A 23,624-nucleotide genomic window follows, 5' to 3' on the forward strand; every position below is an offset into this window, starting at 1 on the left:
TTTCTTCTGTGATGAATCTGAGCGCGCAAAACTGGCATGGACCATGGACCCCGGGAGAGTGGCTCAAACGGAGTTGCTCTGTTCTAAATTTGGTCATTCTTACGGTTTCCTGTATTATTGTTGTCTCTGAATTTCGTTTTGACTGGTGCGAACGTCTGGTGGGCAATTATCTTTCTTCCACCAATGACACCCGCCCTGAAAACGGTGCGATCTGGGATGCGGGACGGCATATGGTCAATGCGATGCAATCATTGGACCAGATGGCGCTTGCCCGGGAAAGCGCCGGGCGAATGGTTCGGACAGCGGAGTCCTTTGCAGATCTTTCGGCCAAGTTGGGGCCTGGGGAGTGGGCGACCCTGGATAAGGATCGGTTTCGGGAACTGTATCTGGCGTTACCTGCCTATCGCCGCAGGAATGTGGTTGATCCGGTGCGCCTGGTGTGGCTGCTCAACGGCGGTGCCACTGATCGGATTTTTTGCGAAGGCCGCCTGGGCGGCATGAAAATTTTTTTCATTGATACCCAGAATCGGGTTGTGCAGCAGGTGGATCTGGATGTCCAAACCCTGGGCAACAACGGCAGCCGATCCGTGATTCCGGGAACCCTGGATAATTCCCCTGAATTTTTTGGCAGAATTTATCCGGTCTCCATTTTCTTTAACGCCGTGGCAAGGTTGCCTGGGGACATGCGATCCGATCTGATTCTGGATACGGAAGATCTTTTATCTGAAAAAGGTGCCCTTGGGCGTGTGGGGGTGGGAAATTCCGCCCAGGACGGTTTTATCTACCTTGGATTTGAGTTCCGGCACCTGGGTGAATCCCGGGTGGTGGAGGTTAAAGCCCGGGAGTGGGCGGTCTGGCAGTTGATCCTGGTGCTGAAGGGAGAAGGCTGATGCGGCTGTTTTCATGGCTGGTTTCCCTGATGCGGCTGCTGTTTTATACTGGGCTTCTTGCGGTTGCTCTCGCAGCAGCAGCAGGCTGCTTGATTGTTTTTCATATTTCCCAGGACCTGCCTAAATTGCCCTCGCCTTTAAGTCGTATTATTGAAACCCCCCAGAGTCTGATCTATGCCGCAGACGGCCAGGTGCTCATTGCCCTTGGAGAAAAGACCTCCGTTTCCCTGGATATGGTATCTGTAGATTTTCTTAATGCCATTGTGGCCACCGAGGACCACAGGTTTTTTGAACACCATGGTGTAAATAAGCTTCGTACCTTCAAAGCCTTGTATATCACCCTGTTTGAGCCCGGCCGTATCCAAGGCGCCTCAACCATTACCCAGCAGCTGGCCAAGAATCTGTTTTTCAGTTTTAAACAGACCTGGCAGCGTAAATTTAAAGAGATGCTGGTGGCATTTCAGATTGAGCAGGCCAATACTAAAAAGCAGATCCTTGAGGCCTATATCAATCAGATTCATTTCGGGGCCGGGGCCCAGGGCATTGAGCGGGCGGCCCGCGTGTATTTTGATAAACCCGCCCAGGATTTGACCCTGGCTGAAGCGGCACTGCTCGCGGGTCTTCCCAAATCTCCCACCCAGTACAATCCTTTCCGGTATTATGATAAGGCCCTTGCCCGCCGGCGGGTGGTGTTAAACCGCATGGTGGCGGCCGGGTTTATCACGGCAGATGAGGCAGGCAAAACCAATGCCATCCGCCCGAAACTGCACCATGGCCGCAAAGATGCCCGTACCGGCAGTTATTTTCTGGATGCCCTGATTCAAAAACTTGTAAACATGTACGGCGAGGATGTGGTGTATCATGGCGGTATTAAGGTATACGCGACTATGGATTCAAGACTCCAGGCCGATGCCCGTACTGCGGTGATGGACGGAATGGCCCGGCTTGATAAACTTATGGGGCTGGATAAAGGGGTGAAAGAAAAACCCCAGGCCGCATTGGTGGCGATTGATACCGCCAGCGGAGCGGTTAAGGCCATGGTGGGGGGTAGGGATTATTATACCAGTGAATTCAACCGGGCTGTGAATAGTAGGCGCCAGGCCGGCAGCGGCTTTAAACCTTTTTTATACTATGCCGCTTTCAGGGATAGAAAACTGCACCCGGCCAGCGTGTTCCAGGACAGGCCTGTGGCCATTCCCATTAAAGGGGCGCCTGACTGGTACCCCCAGAATTTTGAGAAAAGATACAGGGGTCCCATGATTCTTAAGCAGGCCCTGATCCATTCGGTGAACAGCATTGCAGCTCAGCTGGTGGTAGATGTGGGATCTGCTGCCGTGGTGGACGTGGCCCAAGCCTGTGGTGTGAAAAGTCCGTTAAAACCCGTATATTCAGTCGCCCTTGGTACGTCTGATGTCAGCGTCATGGATATGGCATCCGGGTTTTCCACATTGGCGGGCTTAGGCATTTATCATCAACCCTTTTTGTTCTGGCGGGTTGAGGATGCGAGGGGTCGGGTACTTTTTGAGCATATTGTTAAGGATCGCAGGGTATTGGATGCGGCAACGGCTTTCCAGGTGGTGGACATGATGGAAGGCGTTGTGGATTCCGGATCGGGCAGGGGGGTGAGGCGTTTGGGATTCAAGCGTCCGGCAGCCGGAAAAACCGGCACCACGGATAATTATAATGATGCCTGGTTCACGGGGTTTACTCCGTCTTTTTGCGTATCCGTATGGACCGGGTATGACAAGAAGAAAAGACTTACAGATAAAAATCGCAGAGGGATTACCGGGGCGCGCGGGGCCGTGCCGATCTGGACGGATTTCATGATCCGGGCTATGAAAGGTGAGCCGGAGCGTGATTTTTTAATTCCTCCGGGTATCCGGTATGAGATAGTGGGAGCGACCACGGGATGCCTGGCCGATTCCAGACAGAATATGGCTGACGAAGCGGGTTCTTCACCGTCGGTTCCGGAACCGGCCGGTACCATTCGTGTGGCGTTGAAAAAGGGCCAGGAACCCTGCCGGGGGGATTAAGATGGTACGCATTGTCCGACATATCAGTGTCCGGTTCTGGCTGACAACCCTGATGGTTCTGCCTTCAGGGTTTGTTTTATTTCCCCGGTTGTCCGGATGGCTTTCGGACATGCCGGCTTCGGTATTCATTGCCTTGATGTATCTGTTTTGTGGGCTGGGACTGGGTATATTCATGGATGTTGCCGGGCTTTGGCGCATCAAGGGGTTGGTTCGGGACGCGCAGTTGTGGGAACGTTCCGGTATTGCAACCCGGGCTGAAAAAAAGTTTATCCGTGCCGTCCGGATCTATGACAGTGCCTGGATATCGCCTTTGGCTGCGCGGCGGGCAGAGCCCATGCTCATTTCTTCCCTGGCACGGTTTTACCTGGCATCGGGGAGCCGACGTCGTGAAATCCAGGGTGCCGCCAGTGCCTGGCTGGCACAAAATCCCAAGGACAAGAGCCTTGCCCGGTTCTGGCTTGAACGCATCCAGGATCAGGATGTCGCCGGAACATTCACCCAGTCCATATTGACGGTATTGGCAGATAGTTGGTATGCAGATCCTGAGCTTTGCCGGATAGTAGTGGATGTGTTTTTGGATCAGGGTCGGATGGATTTTTCAGCCAGGCGCCTGTACCGATCCTTTTTGGATATGATTGACATGACAGGCGAAGGCAACAATGCATCACAACAGGATAAGGTTCGGGCTGAAATGATACGGGATATGATGTCTGAACGCCTGGATACGCCGGAACCGGAACCGGAAATGATAGAACCGGGGTTGGGTACCCTTGGAGATGAAAGGGTTGATTCGACAATCTTTATACCTGGGGATCAAGAGGGTCGCGGGCCGTTTGTCGATCTGACTGACCAGGCATTTGAAGATGGTCCCGCAGGGTGGCGGCCGGAAGACGATATTTATACCGGGCAGCAAACTTCCGGCCGGGTGTCAGCCCTGTTAGCCCTGTTGTCCGGAATCGGCAGAAAAGCGGCTGGCGGTGGCTCTTTTATCGCAGATAGAACCGGAAAAGCCAAATACGCTGTTTTAAATCTGATACAGGCCCGGGAAAAATGGTGGGGTCGGGTGCGGGGCGTCATGATTGCCTGCTTGGGCGTCTGGCTGATTTTTTTTGTATGGGGTACGCTTTCCCATATGTTTAAAACAGCAGAGCAGCCGGCCCGGCAGATAAATATTGTGATTACAAAACCGTTTACCATCCAGGTTGCTGCCTACCATAAAAAGGCCCATGCCGACAGATATATGGCAACCCTTGCCCAAAAGGGACTCAAGGCCACCATGAAGGTGACGGACGGTGGGGGCAAAACCTGGTATCTGGTCCACGTATCTGAGTTCACGGATCAGAAAAGTGCCCAAGCTTACGGCAATCGACTAAAAACCGATCACATCATTGACGAGTTTTTTGTAACCAAAAATTGATCCCCTACAGATTGATGACTTTGTCGGCCAGCTGCATGGCTGTCACAATATCCAGCATATTGGTGGTCTGGCCAATGGCTTTTTTCTTCATCAGATCCAGGTGGGTCAGGCAGGTTCCGCATACAAGAATGGTGACACCTGATGCTTCAAGTTCGTGCAGTTCATCAAGCACTGCAGAATCAACCGTGGCAAGGGTGACGCCATGGTTGACAAAAACCAGGCGCCATAGATCTTTGCCCATCTCCTTAAGGGTTTTGATGAAATTGATCATCAGCTTTGCGCCTAAGTCATCATCCCCAACGCCAAATTTGTTGGAGGCGGCCATTACCATGATTTTTACCGGGCTGTTCTCTGTCGATGATTCGGTGTCAGAGCCTGACCGTGCGGCCGGCCCGGAAGCAAGCTTAACCGCAGCGGCCTGATCCCGGGCGCCTTCCACAACAGAAATGGTTCCGTCAGATTCCACGCTGACCTCAAAACCGGCATAGGTTAAAAACCGGCTGACGTTTTCGACGGCGGCGTCATTGTCCACCAACACCCGGATTTGCGACAATGCTTCGTTTTCAAGGCATTTCTTTGTTTCCAGTACAGGTGCCGGACAATCCATTGTCCTGCAGTCAAGTTCTTTTACCATGCTATTTTAAGTTCTCCTTCTATGGGCAATTTATTGGCTGTGCCTATGTGATAAATTCAATTAATTTAAAACTTGAATGAGTACTAAGTCAAATAGCCAGCCCTGATGCTTATTGGCGTAAATATATAGATTCTCAATACGGCTATTGGGAAGATGAACCGTTTTTTCGTGCCCATTCACAAATTTGTTCAAAACCCGAAAACCGCCATTTGACAGGAAAGTCCCGGCACTGGGCAGGTTTGACAGGATTGATGCGGCACCCATTGCTATCCAGGAAGATACAGGATCCGTCAGGGGCATCAATGATTGAAAGCCCGTTGCGGTCCCGGGTCAGGCAAGTGAAGGTCTCTATAAAATCCCGGACATTCATATTCAGGAAATGGGCAATGATATCCGGTTCTTTTTCATCCAGGCGGACGTAGCCGCTTTGTCTGCAGCAGGCTCCGCAACCCAGGCATTTAAACCGTGTCAGGTCCAGTGTCATTGTTTACCTCGGTATCGGGGTTTCTTTTGAAGGGCCGGCCAGTATAATTTTAACGGCGGCCCTGAAGGATTTATCCGGTGCGTTTGTCTGTTTTATGTCATCGGGTTTGCTTGGGTCGTGGTTGGAGGCGGAAGTCCCCTGGTCGGGCATCCTTCCTCCAGGCGGCACTCCTTTGGGCCGTTCCTCTTTGTTTGTGCCTGGACTTCCCCGCCGTTTCATGGCAAAAGATCGACCTTTGGCTGACAGAGCGATGCTTATAACAGTACCTGCTATCCGGGGTATGTCAAAAAAAAATGTATCAAGGCTGATCACCGCTTCAAAAATAAGGGTGTGGTGGTCTGCATCTGCCAGGCCAATGGCTATGCCTGTGGTCCGGGCCTCCTTCATGGACATGGTCACGGGGCCGGAAGAGAAAGGGTAGGTCACAATCAGAGTATCCGGCAGCTTTACACCCGGCATGGGGGCAGGAAATTTGCCACGGGGACTGAATGGCGTATGGCCTTTAAGTTGGATTGAAAAAGGCCTGGCATCTTTTTCTCCTGTTTCCACGGACAGGATCAAACCGTCCTGGGTCAACTGTCGGGCTATCCCAGGATTTTTTACTTCAGCCAGCAGGCAAATCTGGTCGGCATTATTGCTGATCCACAGTTTTGTGTTTGTTTCGCTGGTATTGTATTGCGGGGCAAATTGGGGCCAGTCCGCTCTATTGCCGTCTGCATTGATGCCTTGGCCATGCCATTTTCCTGTAACCGTTTGTGTCGGTTTCGGTTGGGGCGAGCCTGCACAGCCGATAATTAAAATTCCGACGGCAATCGCTGTTATTTTTTTAAACAAATCTTTTTTATCCATTTTTTATCCATGCATATATCTGGTAAAGATAAGCGTGTCAAATGAACAGATTGATATTGGGCAGGCTCAATGTCTGGGGCGGCGGGTCCAGAAGATGTCGTATGTTCTTGCAAAGTTCGTTCATATTTTCAGCGCGTATCAGGGATTTTAAAATAGCGTTGGAGAATTTGAAATTGGCGCAGAAATACGGGGCAAATTTTTTAAACATCTTCAGGGCAAAATGGTCTTCATAATGGCAGCTCAACAGCCCTGCCATGTCCAAAGCGGTGTCCATATAAATTGATGGTTCCGGTTTAAATCCCTTTGTCCACTGGGCAAAAATCCATGGCTGGGCCACGGCCATTCTACCGATGGAGAGCCCCTGGCAGCCGGTTTCCCGGATCATTTTGATCCCGTGTTCGGGGGCAAACAGGTTCCCGTTGCCAAACACGGGAATGGTGACAGCGTTGCGGACTTTGCCGATTAGTTCCCACCTAGGTCTTCGGCTTCGTCTGTCCGGGGCGACCCGGGGATGAAAGGTTAGGGCATCAGCCCCGGCATTTTCAAAGGCCCGAGCCATGGTCACCGGAAAGTTAGGATCATCCTGCCATCCGGTTCGGAATTTAACAAAAAGCGGGCATGATACAGCCTTTCTGACTGCGGATACAATGTTAACGGCCTTATCCGGTGTTTTTAAGAGCGCGGCCCCACATCCTTTTTTGCAGATGGCGGCAACGGAACACCCGAAATTCAAATCCACCCCGAAGAATCCTTCGGCTTCAATGCGCCGGGCAGCCCGGGCCATGATTTCAGGTTCGGCTCCAAATATCTGGCATACTGTGTGGTCCAGTTCCTCGGGCCGCCAGGAAAATATATGGGATTTTCCGGGGTTTTCATGGGGAACGGCTTTGGCCGAGCACATTCCCGTGAACAGCAGGCCGAATCCTGAGAATTGGGTCACAAGCTGCCTGAACGCGATGTGCCCCAGTCCTGCCATGGGGGCAAGCACCATTCGGCTGGAAATAGTTCTATTGCCTATGGCAAGCGGCCTGAGCAGATATCGGGCCAGGTCTTCAGCCGTGTTGACGGTGGGTGTTACTCTTGTTTCAAAATTTAATTGTGTCATTAAAAACGGCTGTGCCTGTCCTTTATTTTTATCTTGTTTTCATGCCATTGCTTGCGGTTTTTGGGGCGTTGTATCAACCACGGCCTGTTTGTGCAATATCGGCAAAAGGAATGTTACAGGTTGTCGGACAACGCCAGGGCTTTTTTATTAATACCAATGCCTAAATCCGGGTGGATAATATCATGAAGAGAGGATTTAAAGGGCAGAAAAATCAAGGATACGTTTTGGGGCGTGACCTCAATCCTGGATAAAATTTCAAGAATTTCTTTTCTGGGTTTCAGCAGGGAGGCCATGGTAATGCGAATGGTCTGGATGGCCTCGGAAGCGGGCAGATTTACGGGCTGGTACAAATTGTCTTCAACGGTTTGGGACAGGGGTGGTTCCAACTGGGCTGACGTCAGTTGACCCAGCAGCCGTAAAAAAATGTTGGGGCGGACCTTAAATGCCGGACTCCAGAAATACACAGGTTTTTTTTCCCATTCCCGGGGAATTGCCAGTGGCAGGTTTGCCATCCGGGCCAGATCCGCATGGCTGGACAGGTTGATGGACGATATATTGGCGCTGATCCGCCAGAACGGTAACATGATGTCATCTTTGTGGGCAGGAGCTGCGGTACTGAATTTGATTTTTGCAAGTTTTTTTTCCCTGGCCCGCCACAGGGAATCGCAGTTCCGGCATACCAGGACCAGTGAATCGCCACTGCCCTCAAGATCCGCCCCGCAGCCCGGGCAAATGCCGGCAATGAAATAAGTCTCAACACCGGGCCGGACCCGATCAAGATCGAATATATCCGGGGTAATCGATTTTTTTATGGGCAACGCCTGATTGGTAACCCCATCCACAAGATGCTGCTGTCTGATGTAAAAAGGAGAATAAATAAGACTGAAGGTTTCGCCGATATCCTCTTGAAACGTGCGCGTTGTCTGTTTTAAACCCAATGTTTTGCCCTTTAATACCATTGCCGAGGGCAAGGGTCGAAAAAATTTTCCTTTGGTATCAGGCCTGATCAGCTTCATGGGCATGGCCTGGGATCTTAGCCCCAGGGAGAATGGAACCTGGGGCGGCATATCTGCCACAGCCAGGGTGGAGATATCCGTAAATCTGGGTGTTATACTGGATGCGGTACACATGTAACGCACGCCTTTGAAACGCCAATAGGGGAGGTATATCAGCTGTGCATCCTGGGGCACCTTGGGGGAGCAGGGCAGATAGTATCTGGGAAATCCTTTCTGGGAAATACAGGACCGGACCCGGCAGAATTCGCACACAAAGAACCGGGTTTCCTCCATTAAAGTGGCCGGGGCGCCGCACTGGGGGCATTGATGTTGGACCGCGTAGCTAATATTTTTCTCCGCACTGGTTGCAGAAAATAGACTCCGGCAGATTCTTTGCGCCGCAATTACTGCATATTTTTTCTTTTGTCTTTTCCACCACTCGTTTTCCGCATCTGGGGCAGAATTTTGTGCTGGGTGTGATGTTTTTGCCACAATATTGGCACCGGGCAAAGATCACCTGCTGGTGACCGCACTGGGGACAGAATTTTGCGTCCAGGGGGATTTGATTTTGGCACTCCGGGCAGGCTGTGGTTTGCGGGGTCTGGTCTGCCGGCTGTTCTGCCGGGGCCAGCATCTGTTGGGAAAACATGCCGGGCAGCATCATGCCAAGGCCTAACCCTATGCCTGCCTGGGCGCCGTCCGAGGCAATGCCCTGTGGGCTTTCAGCAATTTTTTCCATGGCCATGGCGGTTTTCATCTGCATCAGTTTATTCATATCGTTGAATAGCTCTAACCGACTTTTGTCATCAATGGCCTGCTGGACCTCAGGGGGTGGTGTGATGGCATTGATGTAAAGATGGGTCAGAGCAAGTCCGAATGCGCTGAAATCCTCGCGCAGCCTTTGGGTAAGGCCCTTTCCCAGTTCATCGTAATGCTCCGGCAAATCAAAAAGGGAGGAGACCTTCTCTCCAATATAGTCGTTGAACCTGGACACCACCACCTGGTTGAGGTAATCGCTGATATCGGCACTTGTATAAATGCCCTGGGTACCGGCCAGGGTGTTGATGAACAGAACCGGCTGAACAATTTTTAAGTTAAAGACACCAAAGGCTCTGAGCCTTACCAGGCCAAGGTCCTTGTCCTTGAATGCCACCGGATCCCGGGTCCCCCATTTCAGATTGGTAAAGGTTTTTAAATTGGCAAAAAAAACTTCTGCTTTCAGCGGGCTCTCCATGGCCCAGGGAAGGCTTGCGATTTTTGTCAGAATGGGGATGTTTGCGGTTTTTAAGGTGTGCCGTCCGGGACCAAAGGCACCAACCGCCTTTCCCTGGTAGAAGAAGACAGCGGCTTGACTTTCCCGGACGATGAGTTGGGCCCCAAATTTGATTTCGCCGGAGCCTTTTTCCGGCAGACGGTGAACCAGTTCCTGTCCAGTTTCGTCAAACCATTCCAGCACTTCAAGGTAAATCAGGTTGTTGGTTCCCATGGTCGCCTCCTTGCTGTTTTTTTGAGCGGGGTTAGGTCTAAGAAAAAAGTTCTTTTATTCTAAAAGAAGCTGACAACCGGTGTCAAACGATATTCGACGGTGGGTTTGGATAAATAGCTATATTGACAAGGTATTAGACCTATATTATTTATATATCTTTTATGAAAGGCTTAATTCGGGTATGGTTCCGGGTTGAACCATGGGGTTTTAAAGAGGAGTTTAAAAATATGCCGGACCGGGATCAGCAGGAAAAAGAGCAGTTCCGTCGCCTTTTTGGCCGGCGGGGATTAGATCGCTTTGAGGAGCGGTTTCAGATACTCGACTCTTTTTTAAAATTGGAAGGCCACGTAAGTCTCGCCCAGATTGCCGATCAGGTAAGGCAGGATGGCCTGGGGGTGGATAATGAATTTCTGCAGCAGTGCATGGATCAGCTGTGCCGGTTCGGATTTGCCAGTCAGGTGGTGTTTGACCGGGATGAAACCCTTCTATACGAACACCGTCAGCTCGGGGTGCATCATGATCATATGGTCTGTACCCAATGTGGTGCAATTATTGAGTTCAATGATGACGCTTTAGAACATCTTCAGGAAAAACTGGCTGCTGAATATGGCTTTTTTATGCTTCAACATAAAATGGAAATTTATGGCCTTTGTGGTCAGTGCATGGCGCAACGTGATGATTTAATACCCTTGTCCAAGGCAAGAATTGGAGAAAAGGTAGAGATCGTCAATGTGGCTGCCGGCAGGAAAATGCAGATGCGGTTTGCTTCCATGGGGCTTCGGACAGGTATCTTTGTTGAAATTATTTCCAGCGCCATGGGGGGGCAGATTGTCATTGCATCAGATTGCAACCGCTTGATTCTGTGTGCAGGGATGGCTTCTAAAATATGGGTTCGCCCCGAAAAAAGATCCGAGGGGGTATCCGATGACGGCACTGGGGGACAGTTCCTACCGTTTTTTAGTGAGTCCCTGCCAATTATTCGGATGGCACCGGGAAAACAGGGTAGTATTGCCCGGGTGAACGGTGGACACTTTTCGCGGCGGCGACTGGGAAAAATGGGGTTTCACCCGGGCGTTCTTGTCCAGGTAATCAATAACAGCCCGTTATCAAAGTCCATTGAGGTCATGGTGCGGGGGCATCGGTTTTCTCTATCAGAAAAAGATGCGTCGAAAATTTTTGTGGAGAACATCACGCCGTAATTTTTTTTGCATGCCAAGGTGATTTTCTGATATACCGAGTACGATGTGATTGAAACCAAAGTCGACCGGAGATGTTTATGTATCGTGTAAAAAAAAATTATAGTTTAATAATTTTAGTTTGTTGTCTTTTTATTTTTTTATGTGCAGGCATGGCGTTGGCCTCGGAACGGCTATCGGTGAGGTCCTCTGTTGCCAATCTGAGAAACGGTTCGGGAACCAAATATAAGGTGCTGTGGCAGGTGGAAAAATATCACCCTTTCCTGGTGATCAATAAAAAAAAGGACTGGTATGAAGTAAAAGATTTTGAGGGGGATACGGCTTGGATTCATAAAACTCTGCTGGGGAAAACGGATACTGTGATTTCAATAAAATCAAAATGCAATATCCGCTCAAAACCGGATACATCAGGTGATATTGTCCTCAGAGTGGAGAGGGGGGTACCTTTCAAAGTGCTCGGTCGTAAAGGCGACTGGATTAATATTGAGCATACGGACGGCGAAGTTGGCTGGATTTTTAAAAAATTGGTGTGGTAGCTCAGGTGAATAATTAAATTTTATAAGGTAGAACTTTTATGGCAAATCAAGGCGTATCAAATGAGCGTAAAAAGGAACTGGCGCAGATGGATCCATTTCAGGTGGGATCCACCAAGTTCGTTCAATGGGCCTCTGCCCACAAAAAATTGTTGATGATATCGGCCGGTGCGCTGGTTGGGGTGGTAGTTGTTTTTTCTGCGATTATGTTCAGTTTTAAACAGTCTGAAATTAAGGCATCTGAACTGGCTGCCAACGCCTATGAAAAATATGAAGAACAATATTCCCAGGACCAGGATGCCCAGAAAGGATATGATGCGGTTAAGGATGATTTTCAAACGCTTTTTGATGAATATCCAAACACTAGTGCCGGGCGCATGGCGCTGATTGATTTTGGGAAAATATGTTTTGATGCCAAGGTCTATGATCAAGCATTTGATCTGTATTCCCAGGCACTGTCAACCGTGGGGAATAAGGCCGGCGTCAAGAATTTTTTGCTTTGTACCATGGGAACCATCTGCGAATTAAAAAATGAGCTGGAACAGGGGAAATCATATTATTTGCGGGTGGAAAAGGGCGCCTCCAATCTTTTAAAGGATGATGCCCGGTTTGCCCTGGCGCTGATTTATGAAAAACTCAATGATACCGATGCCGGTCATCAGATGTATAAAAAAATTGCCGAAAGCCCGGGATCTTCCATTTATAAAGCCATAGCCCAGGCCCGGATCCATAAATAGCATTTGAACAAAAAATCACTCATCTGCGGCGTTGCATCTGGGCAATTTTGTGCGCATGCGCTTCTTTCTCGAGTCTTTCAAACACTGGGTTTTCGGTCAGACATTAGACACAAACTAAAAAAGGCTGCCTGGGCGGGGCAGCCTTTTTTAGAAAAGGAAAAAAAGATGAAAAACTAACCTTGGTTAGTGAAAATGTTAAATGCAATTGTCCTGCCATTTAATCATAAGTTTTTCATATTAATTTGTAATTTACTGAAAATAAACTATATATTTATTTTATTTTGAAACATTAGATAACTGCTTCTGCGGTTATGGCATGAATGCGTTCAAAAATTTGAACTTTAGATGTTCCATTTTTCCGAAAAGAGAGCGTACGGCCGAAGTAATGATCTTTCCCAGAGTTCAAAATTTTGAACCATGATCTGACATTATTTATTATCCAGCTTTAACTCCTTGTCCAGATTGAATTTTTTTAGTTTCTGGTTCAAACCACTTTTTCCGATGCCAAGAATCTTTGCTGCTTTGGTTTGGACATTGCCGGATATCTTCATTGCTCGCAAAATCATTCTTTTTTCTACTGCGGCAAGGGTTTCAGAAAGGCCTACGCCATCGGGGATGCCGTCAAGTTGAAGTGTGCCGGATTTGGGGTTTCGGATTTGGGACGGGAGGTCTGAAACCGTGATCATGTTGCCCGGAGCCAGGATGACAGCCCTTTCAATGACGTTTTCCAGTTCCCTGACATTGCCTTTCCACTCATAGTCACACAGCCGCTGGACTGCTTCTTTGTCAATACCGGTGACAACGCCGGCAGTCTCCGGGCCCTGGGTGTATTTCTTTATGAAATGATTTATAAGTAAAGGAATGTCCTCTATCCTGTCACGCAAAGGAGGGATGTTGGCTTTGACCACGTTGAGACGATAGTACAGATCTTCCCTGAAATTACCTTTTTTAACTTCGTCTTCCAGTATTTTGTTGGTGGCGGCAATGAGTCTGAAATCCACAGGCAGGCTTACAGTCCCGCCAACCCGCTCCACAGTTCGTTCCTGGAGCACCCGTAACAGTTTTACCTGGAGCGGCATTGGAAGTTCTCCGATTTCATCCAGAAAAAGCGTGCCTTTATCCGCCATTTCAAACCGACCTTTTTTCAACCCCGCCGCCCCTGTGAATGCCCCTTTTTCATGTCCGAAAAGTTCACTTTCTAAAAGAGACTGGGCAAACGCAGAACAGTTCACTGCAACCAGGAGGTGATCCTTGCGCATGCTGTTATAATGAATCGATTTGGCCACAAGCTCCTTACCGGTGCCGCTTTCACCTTCAACCAGCACCGAGGCACTAGTCGGGGCGACCTTTTTAATGATTTCGTACAGCCCCTGCATGAGCTTGCTTTTCCCGATGATGTTGTCAAACTGGTACCGGGACTGGATTGCGCCCTTAAGAAGCGTGTTCTCCTGGATAATTTTGGACATGGACAGGGCTTTGGCAATGTGAGCAATGAGGGCGTCATTTTCAAACGGTTTTAAAATAAAGGTATATGCGCCTTTGTGCATGGCTTCCACCGCTTTTTCCACACTGCCGAATGCTGTCATGATGATCACCGGAAGATCCGGTTTTATCTGTTTGGCCTTTTCCAAAAGGTCAATGCCGGACATGCCTGGCATCTTGACATCGGATAAGACCAGGTCAATAGGCTGGGTCTTAAGAATATCCAGTGCCTCCATCCCGCTTGATGCGGTGAACGGGGTATATCCTTCTTCGGACAGAACTTCCCCTATAATCATTGGGTAGTGTTTTTCATCATCTACAATCAATATATTTTCCATTAGAACTCCTGGATATTTTGCGGCGCTGCGGGCAGGCGTATCTCCACTCTGGTTCCGCAGGGTTCAGCGTTGGTTATGTTGATTTCCCCCTGGTGCGCCTGAATGATGTTTTTAATGATACCAAGGCCTAAACCGGTTCCCATTTCCTTGGTGGTGAAAAAGGGCGTCCAGATTTTTTTCAGCACATCTTCGTCAATGCCCGGGCCTGTATCTGAAAAGCTGGCATGGACAAACCCGGACTCATGCCATGTGGCAATGGTGATGCTTCCATTCTCCTGGCCCATGGCCTGAAATGCATTTAGAAAAATATTTAAAAATGCCTGATAGAGCATGGCAGGATCACCAAGAATATCTGGAGGACAGCCCTGGTATTTCCGGATAATCTTGATATCTTTATGCTCCTCTGAGGACGCTAAAAAAGCGATGTTTTTTTCTATGATGTCTTCCAGGCAGCAGGGTCTTAAATCTGCGATTTTAGGTTTTGCAAAATCAAGGAAATCTGTAATGATGCGGTCTAAACGGGTGGATTCTTCAACAATGATTCCCGGAATACTGCTGGATGGGTCCCATTTGGCCATCTTCTTTTTCATCAGCTGCGCAGAGCTTTTTATAATACCTAAAGGGTTGCGAATTTCGTGTGATACACCGGCGGTCATTTCACCGATCGCGGACAGGTGCTCTGCCTGACGCAGTTTTTCTTCCAGCTTGAGCCGTTCTTCAGCCCTTCGCTCAATAATATTTTCTCCATGTTTCACCACAAACCTAAGAATAAGAAAAAGAATGCCCATGATTATGGCGCAACTGACGACAATTAATCCCTGGAGTTTAAATACCTCCTGATAATCGTCAGAGACATCCCTGATAATTTCAATAACGCCGATTACCATCCTGTCCTTTTCCCGGGTGAGTTGGACCTCCTGCATCAAAGGGGCAAAGGTGATAATTTTTGTCTCTTGGGGGAACCAGAATGTTAGTTCAATCCAGTTGCCCTGCTGAACGAGCTTGGAGGTCACCTTTTTTTTCATGGCTTTTTCATAATGGACCCCACCAACATTCTCTTTGCCGATCTGAGCTTTATCCAGGCTGTAGGCAATAATATTGTCCGTTGCGTATATATTGACCATTTCCACATGGAAACTGTGCAGGGTACTTTTAACAACCGTGTCAAGAAGTTGATACTGATCAGGTTCCCGCAATTTTATCTCTCCATGTTTGAAAACCACAGGCCATACAAATCTTAAAAATATTTGGTGGTTCAGATTTTCCACTAGGAGTCGGTTATATTCTTTACTTTTTTCAAGGAGTATTTTTCTTACCCAGTGGGCATTTAACGCTGCAATAACAATGGTTGCCGTCAGCATAACAATAAGACTTGAGACAGTGAAGGCCTTGACGAGGACAAACGGTCGGGTGCCGGAATTGCCGGGTTCTTTCTGTTGTTTTTTTTTCACATTAATCCGTTTTTTATATTTCTGTTATGAAAAAAAAATTCATATTTTTGGGGGAGTTTTAATTTGACAAATACTTTTTTTATTTGCTATTCAACCTGTTAAACAGTTTGATTCTGCTTGACTTTGCGTTCATTTCGTATCAAATATATAGTCATATTAATTAGGATATCAATAATTATTATTTGCATTCTTAAGTTCAGACCCTTTGCGACAGCCAAAATTTAGGATAGATGCGTATGATATTCGGGAAAAAAGATCACCTTGTAGGTATAGACATTGGGGCTGCTTTCATCAAAGTGGCCGAACTGAAAATGAGCAAGAAAGGCAGTACGCTTCATAAATTCGGCATCGCAAAAGTCCCCGACGGCATGATTCAGGACGGCCGGATTATCGATATGGAGGGGGTTGCTGAAATTATTCGCTCCTTATTTCAGTCGCAGAAGATTAAGGAAAAAAATGTGGCGCTTTCCACCGGCGGCAATTCCGTGGTAATCAAAACCATCAGCACATCGAAGGTGCCTGATGAGGAACTGCATAGAAATATCCGGGCTGAAGCCGAGCAATATATCCCTTACGATATAGATGATGTCAATATCGATTACCAAATCCTGGGTGACAGTGAGCATTCTGTGGAACAGATGAATGTGCTTCTTGTCGCGGTAAGGCAGGACCTGGTGGATGAATATGTTGAGCTGATCCATATGGCTGGCCTTAATCCCGTTATCATTGATGTGGATGCGTTTGCACTTCAAAATGTTTATGAAATCCTACCCGATGTTGATCATGAACGGATAACCCTGCTGCTTGATGTTGGGGCGTCCAAAACAAGTTTGAATATACTTCAGAATAAAAATTCCATGATGATGCGGGACATGACCAACGGATGCGACCAGCTTGTCGCTGCTGTCTGTGAACGACTTGAGATTGACCGGGAAAAGGCTTTACAGATCATCATGGGTGAGGTCGATTATCCGGAATTCGAACAGGCGTTGGGCGACCTTTATGAAATGGTTGTCAGCAACTGGTGTTCAGATATCTGTGAGGTGGTTTATACCTTTGAGTCCAGCCCCGGAAATGCCGGGGTGGAAAATATTGTTGTCAGCGGCGGGGGTGGTTTCATAGACCTGCTGGCTGAGAAATTGAATAGTGAGCTGAAGGTCGCAGTCTCAAAGATTAATCCCTTTGCCGGACTGGTCAGCGATTCAAAAGAACTTGGCGAACTGGAAGCGTACCAGCTTCTTGCCCCCATTGCCCTGGGGCTTGCCATGAGACGGGTGGATGACAAATGATACGAATCAATCTGTTGCCGTTCAGGCTTGCCAGGAAAAAGGAGAATATCCGCCGCCAGGTGTCCGTATTCTTTCTTTCCCTTGTTTTTATTCTTTTGGCATTGGGTTGGGTGTTCTTTACACTGAACCATGAAATTAGCCGAACACGGAATGAGGTTACCCAGATAAAGGCCGAAAGCCTTAAGTATAAGAAGAAGGCAGATAAAGTTTCCCAGATTAAGAAAAATTTGGCGATTCTGGAGGATAAGCTGACCATCGTTGATAATTTAAAAAAAAGAAAAGATGAGCAGCAGATTTTATTAGAACAGTTGGCGCAACGGCTTGTAGAAACAAAAATGTGGTTGTCTAGTGTTTCCGCAGATGCCAAAACCGTTTCTTTAAAAGGGATTGCCTTTGATAATACGACCATTGCGGAATTTATGAGAAAGCTTGAAAGTTTTAAGATGTTTGGGGCAGTAGACTTAAAGCGCTCACAAACAAAGGTGTTTGACGATAATCTTCGGTTAAAGGAATTTGAAATATTCTGCACAAAGACACCGCCCGAACAGACTGATAAGGATGGGAAGTCCAAAAAAGGGAAAAAATAATGGCCGGGAAAAAGAAAGATAGCAATGTGAAAAAAAGTGGACAGATGGATGCCCTGTTTGAAAAAATAGGTGCATTAACCAAAGTCCAGCGTCTGCTTATCTGTTTTGGCACATTGGGTTTAATTGGTGCCGGGTTTTATTTCCTCTTGCTTGGCCCAAAGCTTGATAGCCTTACGGCCGCCAGGCAAAATTTGGAAAATCAGAAGAATCTTTTGTCAACGTACAAGATCAAAGCCGCTGCCCTTGAAAAAGTGGAAGCCCAGATGGCCCAAGCCCAGGAACAGTTCAACATTGCCATGACGGCCCTGCCGGATAAAAGAGAACTGCCATCTTTGCTGGATGAAATATCCAAGGCAGGAAGGGATGCCGGGCTTGAGGTCCAGTTGTTTGCACCCCAGAACATGGTAAATAATAAGTTTTATACAGAAATTCCATTTTCCATGACGATTGCGGGTCGTTACCACCAGATAGCCGAATTTTTTTACCGGGTCGCAGGACTCAATCGTGTTGTTAATATATCGGCCATTAATATGGACCGGATGTCAGGAAAAGATGCGGCCGACAGAAATAAAATCCAGATGAAATGCGTTGCCGTTACATACATGTTTGTTGAGCCCAAAGAAGATGAGAATACAGGTAAGAAGGGCAAAAAGAGACGCAAAAGGGGGTAGAGGGTGTCGGATATGGAAAAATTAATTAAAATATGTTGTGTGGTCGGCTTGGGGGTCTCATTCTTGTTCGTATCCGCTTGTAATGAGGAGCAAGCCCCATCTCCAAAATTGACAAAGCCGCCCCAGGTGATTTCCAAATCTATTTCCAAATCAAATCCGTCGGCAACACAAACGGATATTCCAGGGGATGCCGGGAAAAAACAGGCATCGGTACCTGATTTGAAATCAGCTCAAAATTCAGTTAATGACAGACAAGCTGGCGACGACAGTAATGGTGCAGTCGGTTTAAAAAAAGCCGGTATTTCTAGACCCATGGAAAAATATGACAGCAAGGGTCGCGTGGATCCGTTTATTCCTTTGATTGCTGAAAAGAACGCGTTTGCAGGGTCTGGTTCATCTGAGGATCCAAAACCTAAGAGAATATTGACACCCCTGGAGAGACTGGAATTAAGCCAGGTTAAGCTGGTAGCGGTTGTTGAAATGCAGAGCCGGACTATTGCCATGGTGGAGGAGGCTACCGGTAAAGGGTATGAGGTCTCCATTGGTACTTATATCGGGCCAAATGGCGGGAGAGTTACTTCCATTAATAATAAGGGCATTAAAATTGAAGAAAATGTAAAAGATTATCAGGGAAAACACCGTAAGCGGTATGAGGAGATTAAATTTCATAAAAGCGAGGATGGGGAATAAGATGATGGTTAATTATCGGTCTGCTGTCAGACATTATGGGACAGGTCTTATCATGTCGGTTCTGCTGCTTTCCTTTACGGCAGGGTGCGTAACCCAAGAAACTGCAGCACCAGCGAGTACAGCCAAGGTGCAGGAAAGCCGGGCGTCACAGGACGATTCTGCGTCTTTGCCCAAAACGGTTGATAAAATATGGGTTAACCCGGAAGCAGATGCGTTTGAGGTATGGATACAGGGTTCCCCAGGTTTGAATGATTATACGTCCATTAAGCAGGTTTTCCCCTTTGCCGTGAGCGTCTATCTGTCCAATGTCCGTCTTGCCCCCGGTGTGGATGCCGGACCCTTTTCCGACCCCCGTGTCAGCGGTATAAAGGTGGGATTTGTTGACGAGGCTCAGACGACCGTCAAGGTGGATATTCTGCTCAAGGCAGATCTGCCGTACATTGTGGAGGAAAAACCGGGCCGTTTAGGTATCATTCTCAAGGGCAGTCGGGACTCTTATCAACAGACGGCTGGGTCAGACCCTGTTATATATGAACCCGGACAGGGTTTGAAAGCGCCTGCGGTGCTGCCCGAAGATGTTCCTATTCCTGGAACAACAGCCCATCTGACCCATATTGAATTTGATAACAATGATTTTGGTCAGTCTGATATTCAGATTTTAACGGATCATCCGGTTCGATACGAAACAATTCAGAACCGCAATGATTCCCTTGGACTGATTTTGTATAATACAATGGTACCCCTACATCATCAACGGCCTCTTATGACCCGGTATTTTAATTCTGCCGTGGAACAGGTCATGCCCCAGCCAAATCCAGAAAATCCCAATGATACACTGGTGGATATCAAGATTAGGGAAAAAGTGCCGTTCCAAGTGGTTCAAACCACCAAGGGTATTCATCTGACTTTTGAAGCATCTACGCTATCTCCGCCTGAATTTGATAAAGCCAAAGTAAGTCTGAGCGCCGAACAAAAATTAAATGCGGAATTTAAAGAGCCGGAGCAGGGGGCGTCAACGCTTCAAGGAGAGGGAAGTTCCATGGACCGGGATCCTTTGTTAAATCCTGCCTCGGTCAGGTACACCGGTGAGAAAATCAAACTGGATTTTTATGAAACAGATATTAAAAATGTTTTCAGGATATTGAAAAGTGTGAGTGGCAAAAACTTTGCCATTGATAAGGATGTGGAAGGCAAGGTGACATTAAGCCTTCAGGACCCGGTGCCCTGGGACCAGATCCTTGATCTTATTTTGAAAATGAACAGCCTTGGTAAAAAAATGGAGGGCAATGTTATCCGCATTGCCACTACGGCAACCCTTGCCAGGGAGGAAAACGAACGCCAGGAATCCATTGCTGCCCGGCAAAAATCCGAAGATCAGAAAAAAGCCTTAGAACCCCTTGTCACCGAATATATCCCTGTCAATTATTCAGATGCAAAGGCTGATATAGAGCCCCATGTATCCCAAATCTTGACCCCGGATCGGGGTAAGATTTCAGTGGATACCCGTACAAATATGCTGATCATTACCGATACCCAGGCCAAGATCACCCAGGCCAATGAGTTGATCTTCCGCCTGGATAAGGTGACGCCCCAGATCATGATTGAAGCCAAGGTGGTTGAGGTAACCAAGGAGTTTTCCAGGAGTTTCGGGATTAACTGGAATCTGTCCAATGCGCCTGATGTGACATCGGGCTTTGTGGATGATTACTCGGTGTCTGTTAACGGATCAAGCGTTGGGATCTCCGGTGATTTTTCCTTTTTTGGGCTGTTTGGGTCTTCTGTCAGCGCACTGAATGCACAGCTTGAAGCTTCCGAGGAACAGGGCGATGTCAGGATCGTATCCTCTCCAAGAATTCTGACTCTGGACAACAAAAAGGCCATGATCAAGCAGGGGGAGGAATATGCCTATTCGGTGATGGATGAGGCTGGCAATCCGTCTGTGTCATATAAAGACATTGACCTGTTGCTGGAAGTAACGCCCCATGTTACACCGGACAACAGAATTTCCATGACCGTTCGTCTGACCAAAAATGACATTGCCGGCTACAGTCCCGATGGCGCCCCTACCCTGGCGACCAATGAGGCGGAAACAGAGCTTTTGGTCAATAATAACGATACGGTTGTTATCGGCGGTGTGGTCAAAACGACCCAAAGCCAGGACAGCGATGGTATCCCTTTTCTGGCAGGCGTTCCTGGGCTTGGCTATCTTTTTGGCTCAAAAGCCAAGGCTGACGATCGAAATGAACTGCTTATTTTCCTGACGCCTTCCATTGTCCAGCTTGAGCAGAAAAGGCATATTGTTCAATAGCTCTTTGAGTATTCCAGTTCAGTATGGTGGCCGCTGGGAAACATTTTAAAAACTGGGCGCATTCATTATTATGATTCCCATACAGAAATTTAAAGATATTGTTGGTGATGAGTTTGTATTTACCGATGAGCCGACGATTCATCGGTATTCCCGGGCCACACTGCCCAAGAGTACGACGCCTGCAGCTGTTTTAAAACCTCTAAACAGCAGTGAAGTAACGGATATTATAAAAACGGCGAAAGAATATCGTGTCGGTATTTATCCCGTGAGCCGGGGATGTAACTGGGGCTACGGCTCGGCCTGTGCTGTGAGGGATGGACAGGTGATCCTGGATCTGTCCCGGATGAACCGGATTATCCATGTGGATGAGACCCTGGCATATGCCGTGATCGAGCCCGGGGTGACTCAGATTCAGCTCGTATCTTATTTAAAAGAAAATGATTTTCCCCTGTGGCTGGACTGCAGCGGATCGGGACCTGATGCCAGTATTTTGGGCAACACTTTGGAACGGGGGTTCGGGCACACGCCTTACGGAGATCATTTTATGCACTCCTGCGGCATGGAGGTGGTTCTGGGGGACGGGCGGACTCTAAAAACAGGGTATGGGCACTATGATAATGCCCAGGCCACCTATGTATTTAAATATGGTATTGGGCCGTATATGGATGGGTTGTTTACCCAGTCCAACTTCGGTGTCGTAACCCGGCTTGGGATTTGGTTAATGCCTGCGCCGGAATGCCTGAATATGTTTTACTGTGCCCTACCCCGGGAGGGGGATCTGGCTGCAGTGGTGGATGCATTGCGTCCGCTGAAGTTGAGTGGACAGGTTCAAAGCTTGATTCATATCGGCAATGATTTGAGGGTTTTTTCTTCATTCAATCAATACCCTTGGGAAAAGGCCGAGAATAAGACACCGTTGAGCGATGATTTGCGCGAGCAGTTCTGCAAAAAAGGCGGATTCGGTGCCTGGAATGTCAGTGGGGCCATCTATGGCAGTCGGGCGCAGGTGCGGATGACGCGGAAGGCGTTGAAAAAAGCGCTGAAACCGCTGGGGCGCATTCGGTTTATCGGAGACCGGACCCTGAGTGTCATAAACCGCCTATCAAGTCTGTTTGATCGGTTTTCCCTGTTTCCTGACCTGAAAACCATGTCTAAATCTTTGGACAAGGTGTACGGACTACTCAAGGGCGAGCCCACAGATGCATTTTTGTTTGGTACGCTGTGGCGGGTCAAAACGGCGGTGAATTCTGGAGCCATAGCTGATCCCCTTGATTTTAATGCCGGCATGATGTGGATCGCCCCGATTATGCCCATGACCGGGGCGACGGCAGAGCGTTTGATTCAATTGGTGAATCCGGTGTTTGAAAAATACGCTTTCGAGCCCTTGATCACGGTGTCACTGATAACGGAGCGAGCCATGGTCAGCGTCATTACCATTGCCTATGATAAGGATAATCCAGAGGAATGCATACGGGCACAGGAATGTTATGATGCTTTTTTTAGCCTTATCATGTCCCAGGGATATGTGCCGTACCGAACCAATATCCATACCATGAAAAAACTGGCAGACCGATCCCAGACCTTCTGGGAGATAACAAAAGAGATAAAATCGGTATTGGACCCTGAGGGAATCATCGCCCCTGGACGATATCAGCCATTTGACAAGGAGTAAGAGTGCATTGGCTTTTACTGCAGTTCGAAGAGGCGCTGTTCAGCCTCGTGGTAAAGATTTGAATTTTCAGGGGCCAACTGCTTGACCACCTGCCAGGCTTTGATGGCCTGTCGGGCTCGGCCGCATGTTTCATACGTCTGGGCAAGGTCCTTATGGAATATGACAGTGTCCGGGGATCTTCTTATATTTTTATCCAGATACTTTATGGCCCTGTCTGTCTGGCCGGTTCGTATGTATAGCTGGGCAAGACCATGGATAGCTGGAATAAAGCCGGGCACTTCCCGTAATGCTTTAAGAAAATATTTCTGGGCAACAGGGTAGTTGTTCTGTGCCAGCTGTGCCCACCCGATATTGGCTAATGGGTAATGGGGCGTGGGGTAGGTGATATCTTCAAGAACCATGTTGAATGTCTTTATGGCAATATTCGGTTTATCATCCCTAAGGTAGGCTACACCAAGATTGTTTAGGGCCTCGGTGTAATCAGGCTTGAGTGACAGGGCTTTGTTAAAGGCCGTTATGCCCATATCATCCCTTTCTTTCCCCATATAGGCTAATCCCAGGCTGTTTTGAATATATGGGTCATCCGGCGCCATTTTTTCTGCTTCAAGCAGTTTATTCAATGCCGCCGTGTAGTTTCCCTGGGTCTGGAACACATCGCCTTCTTTTTTAATAGCCTGGGCGATTTTATTTTGTTTCTGGGTCTGTACCGTTGAGGCGCAGGATGCCATGACGGCACAGAGGCAAACCAGGATAAACGGTTTTATTTTTATTTTCATT

Annotated in this window: 21 protein-coding genes; 12 read left to right on the plus strand and 9 right to left on the minus strand. The window is 48.0% G+C overall.

All coding sequences use genetic code 11. From position 1 onward, the window contains the following. Positions 1-11 precede the first annotated feature (11 nt). Genes EYB58_RS09815 through EYB58_RS09825 form a run of 3 tightly spaced genes read left to right on the plus strand, consistent with a single transcriptional unit; the run spans position 12 to position 4,340 of the window. Positions 12-890, plus strand: a complete 879-nt coding sequence (locus EYB58_RS09815; protein WP_111955801.1) for a hypothetical protein — start codon at positions 12-14, stop codon at positions 888-890. Beyond that, positions 890-2,923 carry a transglycosylase domain-containing protein gene (locus tag EYB58_RS09820; protein WP_111955799.1) on the plus strand — a complete coding sequence of 678 codons (2,034 nt, stop codon included), beginning with the start codon at positions 890-892 and terminating at the stop codon, positions 2,921-2,923. Before EYB58_RS09815 ends, EYB58_RS09820 begins: the two co-directional genes overlap by 1 nt. Position 2,924: 1 nt before the next feature. Further along, entirely contained in the window at positions 2,925-4,340 is a 1,416-nt protein-coding gene (locus EYB58_RS09825; RefSeq protein ID WP_111955797.1) for an SPOR domain-containing protein, read from the plus strand. 4 nt (positions 4,341-4,344) lie between these two features. Here EYB58_RS09825 and yedF read toward each other — a convergent pair whose 3' ends face one another. The 6 genes from yedF to EYB58_RS09855 all read right to left on the minus strand — a co-directional run bounded on the left by yedF (position 4,345) and on the right by EYB58_RS09855 (position 9,893). Then, positions 4,345-4,974, minus strand: a complete 630-nt coding sequence (gene yedF, locus EYB58_RS09830; RefSeq protein ID WP_111955795.1) for a sulfurtransferase-like selenium metabolism protein YedF — start codon at positions 4,972-4,974, stop codon at positions 4,345-4,347. Between the two features lie 142 nt (positions 4,975-5,116). Further along, positions 5,117-5,458 carry a YkgJ family cysteine cluster protein gene (locus tag EYB58_RS09835; RefSeq protein WP_111955793.1) on the minus strand — a complete coding sequence of 114 codons (342 nt, stop codon included), beginning with the start codon at positions 5,456-5,458 and terminating at the stop codon, positions 5,117-5,119. A gap of 3 nt (positions 5,459-5,461) precedes the next feature. Continuing rightward, the gene (locus EYB58_RS09840) at positions 5,462-6,307 is read right to left on the minus strand and encodes a hypothetical protein (RefSeq protein ID WP_111955791.1); all 846 of its coding nucleotides are present in this window, start codon (positions 6,305-6,307) and stop codon (positions 5,462-5,464) included. Positions 6,308-6,344: 37 nt separating this feature from the next. Beyond that, on the minus strand, positions 6,345-7,412 hold the full coding sequence (locus EYB58_RS09845) for a tRNA dihydrouridine synthase (protein ID WP_111955789.1): 1,068 nt from the start codon (positions 7,410-7,412) through the stop codon (positions 6,345-6,347). A 113-nt stretch (positions 7,413-7,525) separates the two neighbouring features. Beyond that, entirely contained in the window at positions 7,526-8,701 is a 1,176-nt protein-coding gene (locus EYB58_RS09850) for a hypothetical protein (protein WP_170299769.1), read from the minus strand. A gap of 49 nt (positions 8,702-8,750) precedes the next feature. Further along, entirely contained in the window at positions 8,751-9,893 is a 1,143-nt protein-coding gene (locus EYB58_RS09855; RefSeq protein ID WP_111955787.1) for an SPFH domain-containing protein, read from the minus strand. A 227-nt stretch (positions 9,894-10,120) separates the two neighbouring features. Between EYB58_RS09855 and EYB58_RS09860 the strand changes: the two genes are divergently transcribed. From EYB58_RS09860 to EYB58_RS09870, 3 genes are all read left to right on the plus strand, one after another. Next, complete coding sequence (locus EYB58_RS09860) at positions 10,121-11,092, plus strand: FeoA domain-containing protein (protein WP_111955858.1); 972 nt, start codon at positions 10,121-10,123, stop codon at positions 11,090-11,092. A gap of 77 nt (positions 11,093-11,169) precedes the next feature. After that, positions 11,170-11,625: an SH3 domain-containing protein gene (locus tag EYB58_RS09865; protein ID WP_111955785.1), complete on the plus strand. Its 456-nt coding sequence runs from the start codon at positions 11,170-11,172 to the stop codon at positions 11,623-11,625. A gap of 38 nt (positions 11,626-11,663) precedes the next feature. Then, positions 11,664-12,359 (plus strand): tetratricopeptide repeat protein, encoded by a 696-nt coding sequence (locus tag EYB58_RS09870; RefSeq protein ID WP_111955783.1) that lies wholly within the window; start codon positions 11,664-11,666, stop codon positions 12,357-12,359. Between the two features lie 428 nt (positions 12,360-12,787). Here the strand turns inward: EYB58_RS09870 and EYB58_RS09875 are convergent, their stop codons facing one another. Continuing rightward, entirely contained in the window at positions 12,788-14,179 is a 1,392-nt protein-coding gene (locus EYB58_RS09875) for a sigma-54-dependent transcriptional regulator (protein WP_111955781.1), read from the minus strand. Continuing rightward, the gene (locus EYB58_RS09880) at positions 14,179-15,630 is read right to left on the minus strand and encodes a two-component system sensor histidine kinase NtrB (protein WP_111955779.1); all 1,452 of its coding nucleotides are present in this window, start codon (positions 15,628-15,630) and stop codon (positions 14,179-14,181) included. Before EYB58_RS09880 ends, EYB58_RS09875 begins: the two co-directional genes overlap by 1 nt. 236 nt (positions 15,631-15,866) lie before the next feature. On the opposite strand from EYB58_RS09880, the gene pilM reads away from it, so the two are divergent. The 6 genes from pilM (at position 15,867) to EYB58_RS09910 (ending at position 22,847) form a co-directional block, all read left to right on the plus strand. Beyond that, positions 15,867-16,919, plus strand: a complete 1,053-nt coding sequence (pilM, locus tag EYB58_RS09885; RefSeq protein WP_111955777.1) for a type IV pilus biogenesis protein PilM — start codon at positions 15,867-15,869, stop codon at positions 16,917-16,919. After that, positions 16,916-17,506: a PilN domain-containing protein gene (locus EYB58_RS09890; RefSeq protein WP_111955775.1), complete on the plus strand. Its 591-nt coding sequence runs from the start codon at positions 16,916-16,918 to the stop codon at positions 17,504-17,506. The genes pilM and EYB58_RS09890 overlap by 4 nt, the downstream gene beginning before the upstream one ends. Further along, entirely contained in the window at positions 17,506-18,177 is a 672-nt protein-coding gene (locus EYB58_RS09895; RefSeq protein WP_111955773.1) for a type IV pilus inner membrane component PilO, read from the plus strand. The genes EYB58_RS09890 and EYB58_RS09895 overlap by 1 nt, the downstream gene beginning before the upstream one ends. A gap of 12 nt (positions 18,178-18,189) precedes the next feature. Continuing rightward, on the plus strand, positions 18,190-18,867 hold the full coding sequence (locus EYB58_RS09900; RefSeq protein ID WP_111955856.1) for a pilus assembly protein PilP: 678 nt from the start codon (positions 18,190-18,192) through the stop codon (positions 18,865-18,867). A 1-nt stretch (position 18,868) separates the two neighbouring features. Next, complete coding sequence (locus tag EYB58_RS09905; RefSeq protein ID WP_242637610.1) at positions 18,869-21,175, plus strand: type IV pilus secretin PilQ; 2,307 nt, start codon at positions 18,869-18,871, stop codon at positions 21,173-21,175. Positions 21,176-21,245: 70 nt separating this feature from the next. Then, positions 21,246-22,847 carry an FAD-binding oxidoreductase gene (locus EYB58_RS09910; protein WP_111955769.1) on the plus strand — a complete coding sequence of 534 codons (1,602 nt, stop codon included), beginning with the start codon at positions 21,246-21,248 and terminating at the stop codon, positions 22,845-22,847. 14 nt (positions 22,848-22,861) lie between these two features. Here the strand turns inward: EYB58_RS09910 and EYB58_RS09915 are convergent, their stop codons facing one another. Further along, complete coding sequence (locus tag EYB58_RS09915) at positions 22,862-23,623, minus strand: tetratricopeptide repeat protein (RefSeq protein WP_111955767.1); 762 nt, start codon at positions 23,621-23,623, stop codon at positions 22,862-22,864. Position 23,624: the final 1 nt, after the last annotated feature.

It is taken from the genome of Desulfobacter hydrogenophilus (genome assembly GCF_004319545.1).
Taxonomy (GTDB): Bacteria; Desulfobacterota; Desulfobacteria; order Desulfobacterales; family Desulfobacteraceae; genus Desulfobacter; species Desulfobacter hydrogenophilus.

Coding starts and splice junctions, on each gene's coding strand:
- EYB58_RS09860 (WP_111955858.1), top strand. CDS start 10,121: ATGCCGGACCGGGATCAGCAGGAAAAAGAGCAGTTCCGTCGCCTTTTT.
- EYB58_RS09815 (WP_111955801.1), top strand. CDS start 12: ATGAATCTGAGCGCGCAAAACTGGCATGGACCATGGACCCCGGGAGAG.
- EYB58_RS09870 (WP_111955783.1), top strand. CDS start 11,664: ATGGCAAATCAAGGCGTATCAAATGAGCGTAAAAAGGAACTGGCGCAG.
- EYB58_RS09850 (WP_170299769.1), bottom strand. CDS start 8,701: ATGGAGGAAACCCGGTTCTTTGTGTGCGAATTCTGCCGGGTCCGGTCC.
- yedF (WP_111955795.1), bottom strand. CDS start 4,974: ATGGTAAAAGAACTTGACTGCAGGACAATGGATTGTCCGGCACCTGTA.
- EYB58_RS09845 (WP_111955789.1), bottom strand. CDS start 7,412: ATGACACAATTAAATTTTGAAACAAGAGTAACACCCACCGTCAACACG.
- EYB58_RS09835 (WP_111955793.1), bottom strand. CDS start 5,458: ATGACACTGGACCTGACACGGTTTAAATGCCTGGGTTGCGGAGCCTGC.
- EYB58_RS09895 (WP_111955773.1), top strand. CDS start 17,506: ATGGCCGGGAAAAAGAAAGATAGCAATGTGAAAAAAAGTGGACAGATG.
- pilM (WP_111955777.1), top strand. CDS start 15,867: ATGATATTCGGGAAAAAAGATCACCTTGTAGGTATAGACATTGGGGCT.
- EYB58_RS09915 (WP_111955767.1), bottom strand. CDS start 23,623: ATGAAAATAAAAATAAAACCGTTTATCCTGGTTTGCCTCTGTGCCGTC.
- EYB58_RS09900 (WP_111955856.1), top strand. CDS start 18,190: ATGGAAAAATTAATTAAAATATGTTGTGTGGTCGGCTTGGGGGTCTCA.
- EYB58_RS09875 (WP_111955781.1), bottom strand. CDS start 14,179: ATGGAAAATATATTGATTGTAGATGATGAAAAACACTACCCAATGATT.
- EYB58_RS09910 (WP_111955769.1), top strand. CDS start 21,246: ATGATTCCCATACAGAAATTTAAAGATATTGTTGGTGATGAGTTTGTA.
- EYB58_RS09865 (WP_111955785.1), top strand. CDS start 11,170: ATGTATCGTGTAAAAAAAAATTATAGTTTAATAATTTTAGTTTGTTGT.
- EYB58_RS09820 (WP_111955799.1), top strand. CDS start 890: ATGCGGCTGTTTTCATGGCTGGTTTCCCTGATGCGGCTGCTGTTTTAT.
- EYB58_RS09890 (WP_111955775.1), top strand. CDS start 16,916: ATGATACGAATCAATCTGTTGCCGTTCAGGCTTGCCAGGAAAAAGGAG.
- EYB58_RS09855 (WP_111955787.1), bottom strand. CDS start 9,893: ATGGGAACCAACAACCTGATTTACCTTGAAGTGCTGGAATGGTTTGAC.
- EYB58_RS09825 (WP_111955797.1), top strand. CDS start 2,925: ATGGTACGCATTGTCCGACATATCAGTGTCCGGTTCTGGCTGACAACC.
- EYB58_RS09905 (WP_242637610.1), top strand. CDS start 18,869: ATGATGGTTAATTATCGGTCTGCTGTCAGACATTATGGGACAGGTCTT.
- EYB58_RS09840 (WP_111955791.1), bottom strand. CDS start 6,307: ATGGATAAAAAAGATTTGTTTAAAAAAATAACAGCGATTGCCGTCGGA.